The sequence below is a fragment of the Thalassospira permensis NBRC 106175 genome (assembly GCF_000714555.1).
GTDB classification, from domain to species: domain Bacteria; phylum Pseudomonadota; class Alphaproteobacteria; order Rhodospirillales; family Thalassospiraceae; genus Thalassospira; species Thalassospira xiamenensis.
The window spans coordinates 24,020-44,106 of record NZ_AUNC01000016.1; the positions used below are offsets into that span (position 1 = coordinate 24,020).

The window sequence follows — 20,087 nt, forward strand, 5'->3', positions numbered from 1 at the left end:
CAAAGTCCTTCTCCCGTGACACCCTCATAAGTTGAGGTACCGATCATGCGTTTTTCTTCTGACATACAAGAACTCGTGTCGCGCCGCGAGAAAGGCAAAAGCCTTGAAGCGCCATTTTACAATGCCCCGGAAATCCTTGATCTGGATATAGAGGTCATTTTCAACCGGCACTGGATTTTCGTCGCGGTCGAGCCGGAACTGCCCGAACCGGGTGACTGCATCACGGTCGAGGTTGGCCGCGCATCGATCCTGCTTTTGCGCGGCGACGATATGGAAATCCGCGCGTTTCACAATGTATGTCGCCACCGTGGGGCAAAGCTGATCGACGAACGCGCCACGACAATCGGCAATATCGTGTGCCGCTATCACGGCTGGACCTATAACGAAGACGGCGATCTGATCCTGGCCGAACATATGGGGGCGGGCTTTGATAAAAGCTGTCACGGGCTTAAAGCCGTCCATATCCGTTCCATCGCCGGACTGATTTTCATCTGCCTTGCCGATGAAGCCCCCAAAGACATCGACGATATGGCCCGCGTGATGACGCCCTATATCGCACCGCACGACATCGCCAATTGCAAGGTTGCCTTCACCTCTGACCTGATCGAGGAAGGCAACTGGAAGCTGACGATGGAAAACAACCGCGAATGCTATCACTGCGAAGCCAACCATCCGCAACTGACCGTGCCGCTATCCGAATTCGGCTTTGGCTTTTCCCCCGATGAAATGGACGAACGCCGGTCCGAAGACGTCAAAAAATATACCAGCGCGATTGAAAACGAGCATAAACGCTGGGAATCCTGTGGCCTGCCATCGGCAGAAGAAGATCATCTTTCGGATATCACCGGCTTTCGCACCATGCGCCTGCCGCTGATGTGGGAAGGAGAATCCCACACCCTTGACACCAAGGTCGCCTCGAAAAAGCTGCTGGGCAAATTCACCGATCCGAAGCTGGGCGGGCTCAGCTTCTGGACGCATCCGAATTCCTGGCACCATTTCATGAGCGACCATATCGTCACCTTCTCGGTCCTGCCGCTATCAGCCGACCGCACGCTGGTGCGCACCACATGGCTTGTCCATAAGGACGCCATCGAAGGCGAAGATTACAATCTCGATAACCTGACCCAGGTCTGGAAAATGACCAACCAGCAGGACGCCGATCTTGTCCGTATTGCCCAGCTTGGCAGTGAACAGCCATCCTACGAGCCCGGCCCCTATTCACGCTTTACCGAACCGCATGTCGAAGCATTCTGTGACTGGTATATCGCCCGGATGAATCAACATCTGGCCAAAGACAAATCCGGGGCGGCCACCAAATGATGACCCAGACCAATCCACCGGCCCCCGGGCAAGCCGCCCCGTCCGGGGACGATGAAAACTTTACCGAGGCCACCCGCATCCCGCTTTGGGACCCGGAAAATGATGACGTTCTGGTCTGTCGGCAGGTGCGGCAGGAAACCCACGACGTAAAAACATTCGTCTTTTCGGCCCGCGAACCCCGCGCATTCCGCTTCTATCCGGGCCAATACATGACGTTTGAACTGCCCGTCGAAGGCATGGTCACGCGCAGTTACACGATTTCGGGATCTGCCGCCCGCCCCTACCGGATCGAGATCACGGTCAAACGTGTGCCCGGTGGTCCGGGGTCGAACTGGCTGCATGACTATATGACGCCCGGCAAGGAAGTGAATGTTTCCGGCCCGTTCGGTGAATTCACCACCGATGCAACTGGCGAGGAAAAGCTCCTGTTCATTTCGGCTGGCAGCGGCATCACCCCGATGATGTCGATGACCCGCACGGCCTGCGATCTGTCCGAACCGTCCGATCTGTATTTCATCCACGCGGCACGAACCCCGGCCGACATCATTTTCCACAAGGAACTGTCGCTTCTTGCCACCCAGAACCCGGGCCTCAGAATTGCCTTCACCTGCAGCACCGCCGCCGCCCATCACAGTTGGACCGGCTATACCGGCCGCTTCAACATTCAGATGCTGTCGTTGATGCTGCCCGATTTCAAGGACCGCAAGGTGTTCTGCTGCGGCCCTGCCCCCTTCATGGAAGGTGTTCGCAACATGTTGCGCGATGCCGGTTTCGACATGGAGAAATATTACGAGGAAAGCTTCGACTTCGGCGCGGAAACAGCCGGAACATTTGAAGAGCCTGTCGCGGCCCCGGAAATCAGCGGCCAGACCTTCCGGGTGAGCTTCACCAAAACCGGCCACGTTGTCGAATGTGGTCCGGGCATGACCGTTCTTTCGGCGGCACGCGAGGCGGGGATATTGCCGATGTCCTCCTGCCAGCGCGGCATCTGCGGTACATGCAAGTCAAAACTGATTTCCGGTGAAGTCGATATGCAACACGGTGGCGGCATCCGCCAGCGCGAAATAGATCAGGGAAAAGTCCTGATTTGTTGTTCGACACCTTTGTCGGACATCGAGGTCGAACTCTAAGACCTCTGCCTTACGCCCCGCACGTTAAGACAGTTCTGAACGAGCTCGCCTTTTGGCGTGCGTGGCACCTTTGATTCAAAATCACAAGAAGGGTCCAGCAAAAGGATCTCTCCTGACGGAATTTTTTCGCAGGTTCATAACAGGAGAAGCTTCATGAGTGACGTAAAAACAGCGGCGGAAGAAACGCCGCCAGAAGGCCAGATCGATACAGACTACAATATTGGTCAGGACAATATCGAAGGCAAACTGGGCCCCATCGGGTTCGATATCCATAACCCCGTCTTTGCCGTCTCCGCCCTGACCGTTATCGCGTTCGTTGCCTACACACTGCTGATGCCAGATCAGGCGAACTCTGTTTTCAGCCTGCTGTTCTCCGAAGTCACACAGGGCTTCGACTGGTTCTTCATCGGTGCGGCCGATATTTTCGTAATCCTCTGTCTCGTCGTCGTCGTCAGCCCCTATGGCAAGGTCCGGCTTGGTGGACGGGACGCAACACCTGATTTCAGCTATCTAAGCTGGTTTTCCATGCTGTTTGCTGCTGGCATGGGTATCGGGCTTATGTTCTATGGTGTCTCGGAACCACTAAGCCATTTCTCGTCTTCTCTGGGCGGGACTGCCGTGGGTGCTGATGGCATTCGGACCGACTGGGCACCGCTTGGTGCGGCGGCCACGCAGGAAGAAGCCATTCGTCTGGGTATGGCCGCCTCGATCTTCCACTGGGCCCTTCACCCTTGGGCGATTTATGCCATCGTGGCACTCAGCCTTGCCCTGTTTAGCTATAACAAGGGTCTGCCGCTGACCATCCGTTCCGCCTTCTATCCGATCTTCGGTGAACGCGTCTGGGGATGGCCGGGGCATATTATTGATATTCTTGCTGTTTTTGCGACCCTTTTCGGTCTTGCCACCTCGCTTGGTCTTGGTGCGGTTCAGGCAAACTCCGGCTTTAACAAGCTGTTCGGAATGCCCATCGACACCACCTGGCAGGTGATCCTGATTGTCGGCATCACCTCCATCGCCCTGTTCTCGGTCGTTCGCGGTCTGGAAGCCGGGGTCAAGCTGCTCTCGGAAATCAATATGGGGATCGCCTTCCTGCTGTTCCTGTTCGTGCTTGTCGCGGGGCCGACCCTGCTTCTGGTGACCGATGTCTTTGACTTCCTTGGTGCATATCTTCAATACCTTCCGGCACTTTCAAGCCCGGTCGGTCGTGACGATGTCAACTTCATGCAGGGCTGGACCTCGTTCTACTGGGCATGGTGGATTTCCTGGTCCCCGTTTGTCGGCATGTTCATCGCCCGTGTCAGCCGTGGCCGTACCGTGCGTGAATTCATCATCAGTGTCCTGCTGATCCCGTCGCTGGTCTGCGTGCTGTGGATGTCGATCTTTGGCGGCTCCGCCATCAGCCAGGTCGTTCGTGACGGCTATACCGCCGTTCAGGAAGCCGACCTTCCGGTGCAGCTCTTCACCATGCTTGATGCACTCCCGCTGGCATCGATCACGTCCTTCATCGGGATCGTGCTTGTGATTGTTTTCTTTGTCACGTCCTCGGATTCCGGGTCGCTGGTCATTGATACGATTGCAGCCGGTGGCAAGGTCGATGCACCGATGCCGCAACGCGTCTTCTGGTGCGTGTTCGAAGGTCTGGTCGCAATTGTCCTGCTGCTCTCGGCGGGTGGTCTGAAATCACTGCAGTCCATGGTGATTTCAACAGGATTGCCGTTTACGATTGTTCTGCTTGTGATGTGCGTTGCCATCTGGCGCGGACTTGCCAGCGAACCGCGCTGATCACGGTCTTTGATCACTGAAAAACGCCGCCCGGAGGGATCATCTTCCGGGCGGCGTTTTCATGTTAACTTCGATATGAAGGCGAAAGTTACGCCTCTTCCAGAACCGGCACCGCATCAGATACTTGATCGGATACCGGGCGACGCAATTCCTGTGGCGTGCAGCCATAGCGGCGCCGGAACATCCGGCTTAAATGCGAGGAATCACAAAATCCGCAATCCACCGCCACCTGTGCCACCGACTTCTGGCTTTTCTCCATCAGGTGATGGGCCATATCAAGCCGGATATTGAGGAACGCCACCTGCGGCGATGTATCAAGCGAAAGCCTGAAATGGCGTTCAATCTGGCGTTTGCTGTTACCCATCCGGCGCGCAATTTCCTGAACCGAAATCGGCGTGTCGATATTCTGCTGCATGATCAGCAAAGCCCGCTGCACGATCGGGTCCTGCGTCTTGAGGTCAAGCGGAATACCCGGCTGTGGTTTTTCCGCCTGCAATGCATCATCAATGATCATGATATGCAGGCTTTTGCTGGCCTGCGCGCGCCCGACATGCTTGTCCACCAGATAGGCCGCCAGATGCGCCGAACTGACCCCGCCCGAACAGGTCAGCCGATCCCGGTCGACGACAAAAATCTGATCGGCAACCGGATCAAGCCCTTCGAACTGTTCGATGAAATCGGAATGATGGAACCAGCTAACGCAGCAGCGATACCCGTCAAGCAACCCCGCCCGGTGCAACAGGAACGCGCCTGTGCATATCCCGACAAGCGGAATACCGGCCTCCGCCGCCTCGTGCAAAAACTTGTGATAGGCCGAACCAAGATTGGGCGTTTCTTCCATAAGCCCGCCGACCACGACGATATAATTGAACCGCCTTGGGTCGCCCAGCCGTTCCTTGGGCTGAACGATAATACCGCTGCTTGACGGCACCGGGTCCATGGTGTCGGACACCACCGTCCAGTTACACAGGATCGGTCGGCTGCGATCCCCTTCATCAGCCGCCAGTCTGAGCACATCGACAAAATTGGCAAAGGCACACAGCGTAAACCGCTTCGCCAGAATGAACCCGACCGAAAGCCGCGGCTTTTCGTGGTTCGACTTGCCCGCACCAGACGCATTCGCAGGACGCCCCGCTTTGACGCTTTGAGATCCGGAATACATGGCCCTAGACCCTCCGATGCAGACAAGGTTGCTGTATCTGTCGTAGCGATAATCCCGCTTTGACGCAAACATTCTATTTTCCGGCGCAAAAATTCGCCAAGCTATTTTTCAACAATACCAATAATGCGATTTCGCGGCGAAAGGATGAAATCCCCAAACCGCGATTTTATCAGGAAGGACGAAGATGAAGGTTCTCGTACCTGTAAAGCGGGTTGTTGATTACAACGTCAAAATCCGCGTCAAGGCAGACGGCACTGGTGTCGATCTTGCCAATGTCAAAATGTCGATGAACCCGTTTGACGAAATTGCCATCGAAGAAGCCGTGCGCCTGAAAGAATCCGGCAAGGCGAACGAAGTCGTCGCCGTTTCCATCGGCCCGGCACAGGCGCAGGAAACCCTGCGCACCGCCCTTGCTATGGGGGCGGATCGCGCCATCCTGATCACGGTCGATGGCCCCATCGAACCGCTATCTGTCGCCAAACTGCTCAAAGGCGTGGTTGCGGTCGAAAATCCAAACCTCGTCATCCTTGGCAAACAGGCGATTGACGATGACGCCAATCAGACCGGGCAAATGCTTTCCGCCCTGCTCGGCTGGTCGCAGGCAACCTTTGCCTCCGAACTTGACCTTGGCGATACCACCGCCAAGGTCACCCGCGAGGTTGATGGTGGCCTGCAGGCCATCGAAGTCACCCTGCCCGCCATCGTCACCGCCGATCTTCGCCTGAACGAGCCGCGCTATGCGTCGCTTCCCAACATCATGAAGGCCAAGAAAAAGCCGCTGGAAACCAGAACGCCCGATGATTTCGGCGTCACGGTTGCCCCGCGCCTTCGCGTGATCCGGGTCGAAGAACCCGCCGGTCGCACCGCCGGGATCAAGGTGGCCGGTGTAACCGATCTGATCGAAAAGCTCAAAGCCGAAGCTGGCGTCATCTGAACCGGGCGGAGATAAAAATGGCCATTCTTCTTTTTGCAGAACATGACAATCAATCCCTGTCCGATCAGACCGCCAAGGCACTCAGCGCCGCATCCCTGATCGGTGGCGATATCGACATTCTGGTCGCCGGTAAAAATGCCGGTTCGGTGGCCGATGCGGCGGCAAAACTTTCGGGCATTCGCAATGTGCTGCTTGCAGAAAGCGACGCGCTTGAACAGCGTCTTGCCGAACCGACCGCCGCCCTGATTGTCAATCTTTCAGGCGATTACGACACCATCCTCGCGCCAGCCACCACCACGGGCAAAAACGTATTGCCCCGCGTTGCCGCCCTTCTCGATGTCATGCAGGTTTCCGACGTGATCGAGGTTGTTTCCCCCGATACCTTCAAACGCCCGATCTATGCCGGGAATGCGATTGAAACCGTGCAGACGACCGATGCGATAAAGGTCCTCACGATCCGCACCACAAGCTTCGCCGCCGCCAATGGCGACAACGCCCCGGCCCCGATCAAAACCATCGATGCCGGATCGGACGCAACCGGTCTTTCGACCTTCCTTGAAAACATCCTGTCGAAAAATGACCGGCCGGAACTTGGTTCCGCCAAGATCATCGTATCGGGCGGCCGCGCCCTTGGTTCCGCCGAAAGGTTCCAGCAGGTCATGACACCGGTTGCCGACAAACTCGGCGCTGCCATCGGCGCCTCGCGTGCGGCCGTGGATGCCGGTTATGCGTCAAATGATTTGCAGGTCGGCCAGACCGGCAGGGTGGTCGCCCCCGATCTTTACATCGCATGTGGTATTTCGGGTGCCATTCAGCACCTTGCGGGCATGAAGGATTCCAAAATCATCGTTGCGATCAATACCGACGAAGATGCACCGATCTTCCAGGTCGCGGATTATGGCATTGTGGGTGATCTGTTCGACATTCTTCCCGAACTGGAGCGTCAGCTCTGACACGAACGTCGCACCCCTTTGAAACGGAGCACATCCAGTGAGCGAACATTCCTATACCCTGCGTATCGCCTGTGACGACCAGCCGGGCATTGTCGCAACCGTCGCCTCTGCCCTGGCATCGCGCGGGGCCAATATCATTGAATCCAACCAGTTCTGGGACCGTCAGACCAACCAGTTCTTTTTGCGCATCGCCACCAGCACACCGGAAAATGTCAGCAAGGCCGAAATCGAACTGATGCTGAACCCGGCGGTTGACCGCTTCAATATGAAGCTCAAGATCGATGATCTGTCCCGCCGTCCCAAGATCATCATCATGGTGTCGAAATTCGATCACGCGATGCTGCATCTGCTCTATCAGATCAAGGTCGGCTGGCTTGATGCCGAGGTCGCCGCCATCGTCTCGAACCACGAAGACGCGCGCAAAATCGCCGATCAGGAAGGCATTCCCTTCCATTACTGGCCGGTAAACAAGGAAAACAAGATCGAACAGGAAGCCAAACTTGCCGATCTGATCAAGGAAACCAAATCCGAACTGGTCGTCCTTGCCCGCTATATGCAGGTCCTGACCAACGATCTTTCAAGCCAGTTTTATGGCATGATCATCAATATTCACCACTCGTTCCTGCCGTCCTTCAAGGGCGCAAAACCCTATCATCAGGCCTATGAACGCGGTGTGAAACTGATCGGGGCAACCGCGCACTATGTCACGCCCGACCTCGACGAAGGCCCGATCATCGAACAGGAAACCGAACGCGTCAGCCACGCCATGTCGGCCGATGATTTCGTCGCCACCGGGCGCGATATCGAAGCCCGCGTTCTGGCCCGTGGTGTCAAATATCACCTCGAAGGCCGCGTGATGCTCAATAAAAACCGCACCGTAGTCTTCACTCAATAATTCTTCACCCAGTAATACCGCCAAAATTCCGCCGCCGCCGACACCAGATAACCATCGCAATAAGAAGGAAACAGAGAAATGGCCGCATTTCCGAACAGGGCAAAAGTCGTTATCGTCGGCGTCGGCGGTATTGTCGGTGCATCGGTATCCCACCATCTGATCGAAAATGGCTGGGACGATATTGTCGGCATCGACAAATCCGGCATTCCGACCGATATCGGCTCGACCGCGCATGCGTCCGATTTCTGCTTTGCGACAAGCCACGATCTGCTGTCCTGCTGGACAACAATGTATTCCATCGATTTCTACGAAAAGATGGGCCATTACGCCCGCATCGGCGGGATCGAGGTTGCCCGCGTTGGCGATGATGCCCGCATGGCCGAACTCAAACGCCGCGTTGATTCTGGCAAGGCGTTTGGCACCAACGTCAAAATCATCAGCGCGTCCGAGGCCAAGGAAAAATTCCCCCTTCTCGAAGAAGACCAGATTCAGGGTGCCATGTGGGACCCGGATGCCGGCCTTGTCATCCCGCGTTCGCAAACCGTGGCAGGCAAGCTGATCGATCAGGGTGTCGCAAGCAACAAGCTCAAGATTTTTGCCAACACCTCCGCCCTTGAACTGATCACCGAAAATGGCCGCATCACGGGGGTTAAAACCGAACGCGGCACGATCCATGCCGATTATGTTGTCGTCTGTGCCGGTCTTTGGGGCCGCCTGATTGCCGAAATGGCGGGCGAAGACCTGCCGGTGATGCCGGTTGACCACCCGCTGACCTTCTTCGGGCCCTATAACGAATTTGCCGGCACCGGTGTTGAAATCGGCATGCCGCTTCTGCGTGATCAGGGCAATTCGGCCTATATGCGCGATACCGGCGATCCCAAAAGTACTGAGGGCGGCCAGATCGAATGGGGCTATTACTACGAAGAAAACCCGCGTCTGGTCCATCCGCGCGAAATCCTTGAAAAGGATCAGGCACGCCTGTCCCCGTCCCAGCGCGATCTTGAACTCGAAGACGTGATCGAACCGCTTGAACGCGCCATGGAACTGACCCCGATCCTGACCGAACTTGGCTTTAACGAAAGCCATTCCTTCAACGGCCTTCTGCAAACCTCGGCTGATGGTGGCCCGTCGATGGGCGAAAGCCAGAAGCTGCGCGGCCTTTGGTATGCGGTCGGCATCTGGATCAAGGACGGGCCCGGCATGGGCAAACTGATTGCCGACTGGATGACCCATGGCCGCACCCATGTTGATCACCACGCGATTGATTTCTCGCGCTTCAATGAATTCCAGCTCGACGAGAAATACATTTACGACCGCTGCTGGGAAACCGCGAAAAAGATCTATAACCCGCCCGTCCACCCGCGCGAGCCCTTTTCAAAAGCCCGTGGCATCCGCCGGTCGCCGTTTTACGAACGCGAAGTCGAACTGGGCGGCTATTTCATGGAACTGGGCGGCTGGGAACGTGCCCACGGTTATGCCGCTAACGAACATCTGCTGGAAAAATACGCCGACCGGGTGCCGGTGCGTGAAAACGAATGGGATACCCGTCATTTCTGGCGCGTTTCCAACGCCGAACAGCTCGCCATGAGTGACGATTGCGGCATCATCAACCTGTCGCACTTCCACATGACCGATATCGAAGGCCCGGATCATGTCGAACTCATGGAATGGCTCTGTGCGGCTAAAATCGGTGGGGATGCCAATATCGGCAAGGGCATCTATACCCACATGCTCGATGACGAGGGCATGGTCCGTGCCGACTTTACCGTCTTCCGCATGGCGGATCGTTGCCGTCTGGTCAATGGGGCCGATGCCGGCCCGCGTGACCTGATCTATATGCGCCGCATGGCACAGGACAAGGGCTGGGACGTCACCATCACCGACGTCACCGAAAAATTCACCACCATCGGCATCTGGGGCCCGAACGCGCGTGAAAACCTTAAAAAGGTTGTCGCCGCCCCCGAAGAACTCGATATCGAAAACTTCCCGTTTGCCGCCATCCGCCAGATCAGCATTGCCGGTAAAACCGTCACCGCATTCCGCATTTCCTATGTCGGGGAACAGGGGTGGGAGCTTCATATGCGCTACGAAGACGGTCTTGCCGTCTGGGATGCGCTGCGCGGCATTGGGGTGATGGCCGTGGGTGTTGAAACCTACGCCAACTCGCGCCGTCTGGAAAAATCACTGCGCCTGCAAAACGCCGATCTGCACACGCAATATAACCTGATCGAAGCCGCCCTTGCCCGCCCAAAGGTCAAAGAGGCCGATTTCCGTGGCAAGGCAAAGCATGTCGAATATCGCGAACGCGATCATCAACCGGCCATGCTCTGCACCCTTGTCATGACCGACAACACGGATGCCAACGGGGTGGCGCGCTACCCGGTCGGCAATCTGCCGGTCATGGACCCGGACACCGGCAAAACCCTGATTGATGAACTGGGCCGTCGTTCCTATACGACCTCCATCGCATTCGGCCCCAGCATCGGCAAAAACATCGCCCTTGCCTATCTGCCGTGGGACTATTGCCAGGAAGGCCGCAAACTGACCGTGTCCTATTTTGACGAAATCTATCCCGTCGAAGTCGTCGGCATCGGCTACAAACCGCTTTACGACCCGGAAAACCTCAAACCGCGTAGCTAATCATCCGCGCAAGCGCGCAAAAAAGAACGGGGGCCACTGCTGGCTCCCGTTTTTCGTTTCAATCGGGTTAGTCCAAGCCTCGCGACTAGCTGGCCTTCGCCAGAACATTGTGCGGATCCAGCACGAATTTCTTGGCCGCCCCCTGATCAAAGCTTTCATAACCCTTCGCCGCATCATCAAGCGAGATCACCTGCGCATTGACGATATCGGCAATCTTCAGGCGGTCATGCAGGATCGCCTGCATCAGTTGCCGGTTATATTTGATCACCGGCGTCTGCCCGGTATGGAACGACTGCGCCTTGGCCCAGCCAAGCCCGAACCGCAATGACAGACTGCCCTGCTTGGCCGCATCATCGACCGCACCGGGATCTTCGGTCACATAAAGCCCCGGAATGCCGATGGAACCGGCCGCGCGTGTGATTTCCATCATCTGGTTAAGGACAATGGCGGGCTGTTCACCGCCGCTATGCCCGCGGGCTTCAAACCCGACCGCATCAATGGCGCTATCCACTTCCGGGCTTCCGGTAATCTCGGCAATCATTTCGCCCAGACGGTCACTTTGCGACAGATCGACCGCCTCAAAACCCATTTTGCTGGCATGCGCCAGACGTTCCTTGTTGAAATCACCCACCATCACCACGGCCGCACCAAGGATACGCGCCGACGCGGCCGCCGCCATGCCAACCGGCCCGGCACCGGCAACATAAACGATGGACCCGACACCAACACCGGCCTGCACCGCACCGTGGAAACCGGTCGGCAGAATGTCGGACAGCATCGTCAGGTCGCGGATTTTATCCATCGCCTGTTCGCGGTCGGGGAATTTCAGAAGGTTGAAATCGGCATAGGGCACCATGACATAACGCGCCTGCCCGCCGATCCAGCCACCCATATCGACATAGCCATAGGCCCCCCCGGCCCGCGCCGGGTTCACCGTCAGGCACACACCGGTATCCTGCGACTTGCAGCACCGGCACCGCCCGCAGGCAACATTGAACGGAACCGATACGATATCGCCGATCTCAAGCTGCTCGACGTCGCTTCCCTTCTCGATGATCTCGCCGGTGATTTCATGCCCCAGAACCAACCCCGGCTCCGCGGTCGTGCGGCCGCGCACCATATGCTGGTCCGATCCGCAAATGTTGGTGCTGATCACTTTCAGAATGACGGCATGGTCAAGCTTCCGGCCATTCGGCGATGCCATCACCGGATCGGCAATATTCCTGACCTCGACCTTCCCGGGCCCGACATACACCACACCTCTGTTGCTGCTCATCTGCTTCCTCCTCCGATTATGTGACGCCGGAATTATTTCCCGGCCTTCCATTCCAATCAGCAGGCTCCTGCCCGGAAAACGGAGGACAAAAACCATCCTTTGATTGCAATTACGAAGGATAACAAAACCCGGAGGATATGGACTGAACGAATACGACGAATGGAGAGTACCATTGCGCATGGGGAATGTGTGGAGCTTCTGAAGGCTGAGCGCCTTCGCTAGGGCGACAATCAGGAGAAATTCGCCGAGGAGTTCTTGGCAGCCCGGGTCAAGGTGATGAATGCAGATCGGTTTTATCTGACGTATGGGTTTGGGACTTTGCGACGGTTTGGATTGGGGCTTTTGGGCTCTGAATGAGGCCCCCGGTCGGTTGGTTGGGGTGTTTTGCTAAGATGGGGTGTTTTGCTAAGAAATGAAACAACACTTCGTGCAGCTTTACGACGCTTTAAGAATTTCTAGCTGTCCAACTGCAAACCTCTTTACCACTTGAATTGTATCTTCACAGGCTGTTTTCAAATCTTCAGGCGTCGGCGCTTCGTCGTAATACGTGCCATGGCTAAGATTATTGATCATGACACTCTTAATCTCCAAGCCTTCTTCGCCGGCAAGAAATGTAACAAAGTCTGACAGACTATCATGGTCTGGTCGGCAAAAACGACCAACTGCCTCTAATACTGATCGCACTGCATTACCTATTTGGTGATCAGGCTGCTTCCCATTTTCCACCACATCATAAACATCTTTTAACTGCTGCTGGAAGGGAGCGACATAGCTATTTAGGCGTGTCAAATGGTGTGTCGAGCTATCAGCATGCAAAGCGAACGCCGCATGCTCTTTTACGACCCGGTTTGAACGCGAGATGTTAAAAAAGTAGCTGCTGTGTGTCAGAATGATTAGCTCGGGACGGGAATAAAGATTTCCGTCAATTAGTTTTGGATTAGTTGAAATATCTCCTTGATTTGAAATACTTAGATTTTTAAGTGTTTGTGTAATTGTAAATATGAAGTCATAAGACATTGACGTAACAGGATCATCAAACACCAGAAAAACCTTCTGATATTCACTATTACTTTTGACCTTCTTATGAATACTCGCAACAAAATAACAAAAGGCTATTGCGGTTTTTTCACCATCACTTAAAGTTCGATGAGGTCCACGAGCCATATCATTCTCACCGCGCTTCAATACAAAGCTGGCTCGGTCAAAAACATACTTTTCCGCAAAAAACTGGCGTAAGAGATACTCAAAGGTATCACATACTCGTTCCTTAGCGTCAGTCTTCGGGCTCGCTTTCTCTTGGATTGCAAGTTCTAAAATTTTTTCCTGCTTCGCAGCCTGTAATTTTTTTGCGTTCTCTACATCTCCCCAATGATCTCGAATAAAATTTGAGGAAAAAACAGCACAGGCTTGACGTTGTAGTTTTTTTCGCTCTTCGTCCGACTTATCTATTGCCGACCTTAACGAAGCGATTTTTATTGAATTTTCTTCGTTTAGCTTCGTAAATTTAGATATTGCATTTGAAAGATCGCCATCAGGAAATGAAATTATTTCACCAAGAGAATTTTCTTTTAATTTTATCGCATCTTTAATGGCTGCAATAGCAGCGCACACTTCCACGATCTCATCTTCACAGGCCGCTAATTGTATATCTTTTTGTGACGGCAGAAGACGCTTCAGAACATCGAAACGGGTTATCTGATTTGCGATACGTGGCGACAGCCCAATAATCTCTTTTTCTTTATTAGTAAGTATTTCGAGGTGCTGACGTAATTCACGTTTGTGTCGGGCTTCTTCATCTTGAAAGTATAAGATGTATGCTTGTATGGTCGAGGCCGTAGGTGGGCTTTTAATATTTTGCTCACAGAATGGACAAGCATCTAAATCATGCTTAGTAACAAGACTTACTCCAGCTTCGAAGAATCCCCGGTGCTCCTCAATTTTCTTCTTTATATCTTCTGAAACCGTAGATGAGGAAGTAACCTTACGGAGAGACAGCTCTATCGCTTCAACATCAATTTCCTCTAATTTAATAGGGTTTTCTTGAGATGGATAAATCGGTTCAGCAGGAATAGATTTCAGTGCATCAAGATCTTTAAGTATATCAGAAAATGACGGATCAGGAACATCTGGCTTTTCGGGAAACTTCGTAATTAGCGCATCGAAACTAAGCTCTTTGTAATCTTTAAGCTGTTTGCTCACAGCAGCCTTTTCGTGGACTTCGGCTATCTTTTCCGTTTCAAAATATTTCCTTAATGCGGCCCATGCCTGATCTTCCTCTTTCGTCGCAGACTCAACGGCTTTCTTAGCTGCGCTTAACTTTATTTCATCACTATCAACGGCGATCTGATTTTCGATGTTGCCATCTGGATTATAGAGTCTTTCTCGCAGCTCCTCGTGAACAAAGTCCTCGGAAAAAACATGGAAAATACGTTTAGAAGTATCTGGAACAATGTTGTTTTCTTTTTTGTACAGCTTTAGTTGCCCAAGCGTTTCTTGACCTTGAGCAATTTTAAAACTTCCAATTCCATCCAGTGCTTCATCAGAAACCAAGTTCACAGCAGCATCTGAGATATCCTTACCTTCTGCTGCCTTGTCTAAGTACCGAAGTGCACGAGATAAAAACGATTTGCCTGTACCATTTCTGGCAAACACTAAATTTTGAGGCCTGTCGGACAGCTCACCATTTAAAGATAAGACCGGCCCAAGAAAATTGGCCTCAATCGCAAATTTTGGCCTTGGCTGTGAATTCATGTGAGTCATTCCAGATAATCAAAAAGGCTCTAGCATTGTTAAAGCAGCAACCTTTTCAACTATTCTATCATTCAGTCAATTAGACAATACTAATTCCCTTATCGGAAGTATTTTTGTTAACTCACATCCACCAAAGATTGCCCTTCTCTCAATGCCTTTTTCAGATGCACGCCCCACCGGGTACATGGTTCCTTCGAAGCCATCAGGTTATGGGCACCAATCTAGAACACAGGAAGGCCACAGGTTCTTTGCGGAGCACAGAGTCTCGCCTGTGGCATGATGCTTAGACCAATGGCATTTTCCAGCCAGCACAGTGGCCACCGAATCCGGGCTGCCGCCAGCCGATGATTGATGCGACGACGGAGCCCTCCGCCCAAAACCGGAGACTTCCGGCAACCGATGAAGCCCGGACACTCTTCGGACGCACGGCCCCCACTGGTCCACCATCGACAGGTCACAGATCACCGCTGCCCGCTGCTGCCATCGCTGCCGCTCCCGGCAATTCTAACGCTCCCTCTCCAACAAGACGCACCTCTCCCGTCATGACAAATGACCGGGTTAGTCCCCTTAGTCCTTGGGCAGAATGCCGCCGTAATGGCTCCGCCATCCGCCGCCCCATATCCTGCGGAGCCCCCCGCCGCCCGGCCCGTGTCTATGTCCGTCTCTTTGCCGCTGCATCCTGATCACCTCTTTCATCCGGCCCCAAACGCAAAAACCCGCGAAGCTCAAGGCCTCGCGGGTTTCGGTCTGGACAACTTGTCTATACGCCTTCTCTTCGAACTTACGCGCACCCTCCGGTGGACGGTTCGCTCCAAACCATCAAGCGATAAGCACAGGCTCATAACGCAGGAAGATCAGAGGCTTACAGGCTCCACACATGATCAAAGAAGAAAACGTAACGGCCTGCTGTCAAAGCAGCTCAATCAACCAGCATTACTCGGCAACCCCGTGCAGAAACAGTCCCCATGCCTGATCGAAATAATGGTCCCGGACTGTTTCATCGTCATACCTGTTTCCGCCCAGCATGGCGTGGTTTGACGGTCCGAACACGATAGAATGGATAAGATGTTCGGCAATCGTTATCGGGGCGCCGTTGCGCAACAATCCGTCACGCTGCGCATCCCTGACAAGCCCGACAAGGCGCGCCATGATCGGATCATTATCCGTATGCCCCGCACCACCAGCACCAGCAGCACCAAACACCACAGCCTCACTCATCGCGATGCGCTTGAAGGCAACCATCTCCGGGCGCAGGTTCACCGACAGGAACCATCTGGCCACACGGCGCAACCGCTCAAGGGCGTCGCCACTGCCTGCAACCGCACTGATTTCCTGCTCAAGATTTTCCAGAACACCGGCACGTAAACGGCTCACCACCGCCCCAAACAAATCTGCCTTTGACGGAAACCTGCGATAGATCGTGTCCTTGCCCGCGTTGCAGGCCGCGGCCACCTGCTCCATCGAGGTCGCGGCATATCCCTGGGCTGCAAACAACTGCGCTGCCGTGTCGATAATCCGGCTGGATGTTTCGGCCGAATCTTCTTTTGGTGGCCGTCCGATACGGCGCTTGGGCGCACCTGTTTTTGTCATGATCCCTCTCCAAACCGCCAAGGCACCCGGCTGTATTTCAACCGCTGTGCCCTCGCAGGAAAAGGCGCACCTCACGGTAAATATGCCCCGTTCCTAGCAGAAGACACCGCCACCGTCCACGGCCAATCCCCAACCTCAAGAACCCATAATACATCTAGTGTCTTAAATAATATGAAAAATTAACTGGACGGAACCGTCCCGTTTGTTTTACATAAGTCGCAATTAATAATGATACGCATTACAGAACCATGATCTGCTTGCCCGCAAAGCGACGAACCAGAAAAGGCCCAACAGATGACAGTGATATCTCCGATGCATGCGCGCATGATATTGCTTGCAACCTCCACGATGCTAAGCCCCCTTGCGGCCAACGCGCAGAACGCGGCAGTAACGCTCCCGACGATCGAGATCGAGGCCGACGCCCCCGATCCGGCTTCGACACGGGATTCCTACCTTGATGAAACCCCGAAAAGTGCAACCAAGACATCAACACCGGTACTGGAAACCCCGCAATCCATCAGTACCGTCACACGCCGCCAGCTTGACGATCAAAATCCGCAAAGCGTGAAAGATGCCCTGAATTACACCGCCGGTGTCCTGTCGACCCCGGATACGACAAACCGGTATGACAGCCTGTTCATGCGCGGCTATGGCGGGTTCGGCACATCGACGCGTATTGTCGATTTTCTGGATGGTCTGCGCCTGCCCCGCGGACAGGGTTTTGCCTTGCCCTCGATTGATCCCTTCCTGCTGGATCATCTTGACGTGCTCAAGGGACCATCGGCCGTGATGTATGGTCAGACAAGCCCGGGGGGCATGGTCAATCAGGTGTCGCGCACACCAGATGACGTTTCCTATAACGAAGCCCGCCTTGAATACGGCTCGCACAACCGTATCCAGGCAGGACTGACCAGTCAGGGGGCACTCGATGACGCAGGCGAATGGCAATACAGCCTGACCGGGATCACCCGGCGTGCCGAAACACGCTATGATGATGTTGACGAGGAACGAATTGCCATTGCCCCGGCACTGACATGGCAACCGACACAAAATACCTCGATCACGGTGCAGACCTATTATCAGGAAGATCCGGAAGGCGGTTATTTCAACTCGATCTATCCGAAGTTTCTGGCATCTGGACAATATAGCGGGGCTCTTGACCGTGACTTCAATGTCGGCGACCCCGGTTACGAAAGCTATGATCGCGAACAATATGGTATCGGCTACGACTTTGATCATCGCATCAATGATGTCGTCAGCATCAGCTCCGCAACGCGATATTCGGCAATGGATCTGGATTTTCAGGGCATCCAGATGACGGGGGCCCTCACAGCAGGCGGAAGCCTGCCCCGCCAGGCAACCAGATCAATCGAAAATGTCGATGGCATCTCGTCTGACAACAATGCCCAATTCGAATTTGCAACCGGTGCACTGGAACACACGACCCTTGTCGGTCTTGACTTCCAACGCTCCGTCAGCGAATGGGAATATCAGGTCGGAACCGCCCCATCGCTTAGTGTCACCAATCCGCAATACAGCCTCGCCTATGGTCCGTTCACCACATTTATCGATAACAGGCAGACATTGCAGCAAACCGGCCTGTACCTTCAGGATCAGCTTGCCCTTGGCGGTTGGCACGCCCTGTTGGGGGTTCGCTACGACTGGACCGATCAGAAGACCGAAAATCGCCTGACGAACTCAACCAGAAATCAATCCAGTGACTCGGAATCTTACCGTGCCGGTCTGCTCTATGAATTTGATAATGGTATCGCCCCCTATATCAGTTATTCAACATCGTTCGAGCCAACAGTGGGCGTTGATGCCGCCAGCAACCCGTTCACCCCGACCGAGGCAGAACAATGGGAAGCCGGTGTCAAGTTTGAACCCCACGGCCTTGATGCATTATTCACCGTTTCCACATTCCACATTGTTCAGGAAAACGTCCTGACAGCCGACCCGGTAAATACCAATTTCCAGGTTCAGGAAGGCGAGATCCGCTCTCGCGGGATTGAATTCGAAGCCCGTGGACAGGTGACAGAAAATCTTGAACTCATTGCCGCCACAACCCTGATTGACACCGAAGTCACCCAATCCACCACCGCCAGCAATATTGGCAAACGCCCGCAGGCTGCGCCGGAATATTACGGCTCTGCATGGGCCAATTACCGCTTTGACAACGGTATACTGGATGGATTGGCCGTTGGCGGCGGCCTGCGGTTTGTCGGCAGCAGCTTCGCCGACAGCAACAACACGACCAAGGCGGATGGTTATGTGCTTGCCGATGCAGCACTCAGCTACGCGCTGGGGGGCATCAGCCCGGCGCTGGATGGTGCCGAGGCAACGCTTAACGTCACCAACCTGTTTGACAAGGAATACTATTCAAGCTGCAGCTCAAACTTTTATTGCCAGTATGGCAATGGTGCGCAGTTCCTCCTTGGTCTTCGCTATAAATGGTAAGATTGGCGCTTTAAAAATGCTTCTGAACAGACGGAAATTTTCCCTTCTGCTCGGCGCTGCGATGGCGGCCCCCTCGGTCGCCCTCGCAAATGCCGGTGCTGACGCATCCTCGCACATTACCGATATGGCCGGGCGCACGGTAAAGCTGCCCGATCATATCAAACGTATTGTGCTGCTTGATGCCCGTGACATTCTCAGCATGGCGATCCTCCACCCGTCCCCATCCGACCTCGTGGTGGGATGGGCGGATACCGCCCGACTCGATAGCGAAATACTCCGTACCACCTATGACCGTCACGCCGATGGCAGCCTGATCGAAACTGTTGGCGGTTCATCACCGGGCACGGTGTCGCATGAAAAAATCATCGCTCTTGAGCCCGACCTTGTCGTGGCAACGGCATTTTCCGAACCCGGGCTTGGCAATGGTGAACTGACCCAACGTCTGGAACAGGTCGGCATTCCTGTCATTTTCAGCAATATGTCATCAAACGTGCCCTCCGGCTCGAAGACGGCAACAAACCCGTTTGATGAAATGGCCGCCCTGATGCGCATGTGGGGGAAAATCCTGGACCGGCGTAACCGCGCCGAAGAATTCATCTCCTTTGTCGGCAAACATCAAAAGGCGATTGCCGACCGCCTTGCCGGGATCACCCCCACGCAGGCTTATCTCGAAATCCAGTCGACATATGATGATTGCTGCTGGGCTGCCGGCCAGCAGATATGGGGGGATCTTCTGCGACAGGCAGGCGGCCGCAATCTGTCGATCGTCGAAGCACCATGGTACGCGCAGGTATCAATCGAACAATTGATGGCAGAATCCCCGGACGTCTATATCGCATCGGGCGGTGCATATGCCGCCGAAATCCGCCCTGCCGTTGGTCCGGGCCTTGATCCCGTGCCCGCACGCGCCGCACTCGAACGCCTCACCGGACGGACCGGCTTTTCAACCCTTCCTGCGGTCATCAATAACCGGGTGCACTGCGTCTGGACCGGGCTTCTGACCATCGCCCCTTTGCAAATTCTCTTTCTCGAAGTCGCCGCAAAATGGCTTCATCCCGACCTTTTTGCCGATCTGTCTCCTCAGCAAACGCTTGATGACATCAACCGTCTCTATCTCGGCACGCCGCTTTCCGGTCCTTGCTGGATTTCGCTTGGCGACAATGCCTGAAAATCCGCCACGAAGGCGGAAAACAGAAC

General features: G+C 54.6%; 13 protein-coding genes. 9 read left to right on the forward strand and 4 right to left on the reverse strand.

The genetic code is table 11. The annotated features are described in order from the left end of the window. Positions 1-45 precede the first annotated feature (45 nt). The 3 genes from SMB34_RS10040 (at position 46) to SMB34_RS10050 (ending at position 4,232) form a co-directional block, all read left to right on the forward strand. Positions 46-1,320, forward strand: coding sequence for an aromatic ring-hydroxylating oxygenase subunit alpha (locus SMB34_RS10040; RefSeq protein WP_007091361.1), 1,275 nt, complete (start codon positions 46-48; stop codon positions 1,318-1,320). Beyond that, positions 1,317-2,450 (forward strand): FAD-binding oxidoreductase, encoded by a 1,134-nt coding sequence (locus SMB34_RS10045; protein ID WP_037989742.1) that lies wholly within the window; start codon positions 1,317-1,319, stop codon positions 2,448-2,450. The genes SMB34_RS10040 and SMB34_RS10045 overlap by 4 nt, the downstream gene beginning before the upstream one ends. 153 nt (positions 2,451-2,603) lie before the next feature. After that, entirely contained in the window at positions 2,604-4,232 is a 1,629-nt protein-coding gene (locus tag SMB34_RS10050; protein ID WP_037989743.1) for a BCCT family transporter, read from the forward strand. Between the two features lie 88 nt (positions 4,233-4,320). On the opposite strand, the gene SMB34_RS10055 is transcribed toward SMB34_RS10050, so the two are convergent. After that, the gene (locus tag SMB34_RS10055) at positions 4,321-5,394 is read right to left on the reverse strand and encodes a GlxA family transcriptional regulator (protein ID WP_037989744.1); all 1,074 of its coding nucleotides are present in this window, start codon (positions 5,392-5,394) and stop codon (positions 4,321-4,323) included. Positions 5,395-5,578: 184 nt separating this feature from the next. Here SMB34_RS10055 and SMB34_RS10060 point away from each other — a divergent pair, with 184 nt between their 5' ends. From SMB34_RS10060 to SMB34_RS10075, 4 genes are all read left to right on the forward strand, one after another. Beyond that, positions 5,579-6,328 carry an electron transfer flavoprotein subunit beta/FixA family protein gene (locus tag SMB34_RS10060; RefSeq protein WP_007091357.1) on the forward strand — a complete coding sequence of 250 codons (750 nt, stop codon included), beginning with the start codon at positions 5,579-5,581 and terminating at the stop codon, positions 6,326-6,328. A 17-nt stretch (positions 6,329-6,345) separates the two neighbouring features. Further along, positions 6,346-7,281 carry an electron transfer flavoprotein subunit alpha/FixB family protein gene (locus SMB34_RS10065; protein WP_037989747.1) on the forward strand — a complete coding sequence of 312 codons (936 nt, stop codon included), beginning with the start codon at positions 6,346-6,348 and terminating at the stop codon, positions 7,279-7,281. 37 nt (positions 7,282-7,318) lie between these two features. Next, positions 7,319-8,176 (forward strand): formyltetrahydrofolate deformylase, encoded by an 858-nt coding sequence (gene purU / locus SMB34_RS10070; RefSeq protein WP_007091355.1) that lies wholly within the window; start codon positions 7,319-7,321, stop codon positions 8,174-8,176. Positions 8,177-8,254: 78 nt separating this feature from the next. Beyond that, complete coding sequence (locus tag SMB34_RS10075; RefSeq protein WP_037989753.1) at positions 8,255-10,816, forward strand: GcvT family protein; 2,562 nt, start codon at positions 8,255-8,257, stop codon at positions 10,814-10,816. A gap of 85 nt (positions 10,817-10,901) precedes the next feature. On the opposite strand, the gene fdhA is transcribed toward SMB34_RS10075, so the two are convergent. The 3 genes from fdhA to SMB34_RS10090 all read right to left on the reverse strand — a co-directional run bounded on the left by fdhA (position 10,902) and on the right by SMB34_RS10090 (position 16,433). Then, on the reverse strand, positions 10,902-12,092 hold the full coding sequence (fdhA, locus tag SMB34_RS10080; RefSeq protein ID WP_037989755.1) for a formaldehyde dehydrogenase, glutathione-independent: 1,191 nt from the start codon (positions 12,090-12,092) through the stop codon (positions 10,902-10,904). A gap of 435 nt (positions 12,093-12,527) precedes the next feature. Continuing rightward, positions 12,528-14,843, reverse strand: coding sequence for an AAA family ATPase (locus SMB34_RS10085; protein WP_084716555.1), 2,316 nt, complete (start codon positions 14,841-14,843; stop codon positions 12,528-12,530). 933 nt (positions 14,844-15,776) lie between these two features. Further along, the gene (locus SMB34_RS10090; protein WP_037989760.1) at positions 15,777-16,433 is read right to left on the reverse strand and encodes a TetR/AcrR family transcriptional regulator; all 657 of its coding nucleotides are present in this window, start codon (positions 16,431-16,433) and stop codon (positions 15,777-15,779) included. A gap of 294 nt (positions 16,434-16,727) precedes the next feature. Between SMB34_RS10090 and SMB34_RS10095 the strand changes: the two genes are divergently transcribed. Continuing rightward, positions 16,728-18,890, forward strand: coding sequence for a TonB-dependent siderophore receptor (locus tag SMB34_RS10095; protein WP_037989761.1), 2,163 nt, complete (start codon positions 16,728-16,730; stop codon positions 18,888-18,890). Positions 18,891-18,906: 16 nt separating this feature from the next. Continuing rightward, the gene (locus SMB34_RS10100; RefSeq protein WP_037989762.1) at positions 18,907-20,058 is read left to right on the forward strand and encodes an ABC transporter substrate-binding protein; all 1,152 of its coding nucleotides are present in this window, start codon (positions 18,907-18,909) and stop codon (positions 20,056-20,058) included. Positions 20,059-20,087: the final 29 nt, after the last annotated feature.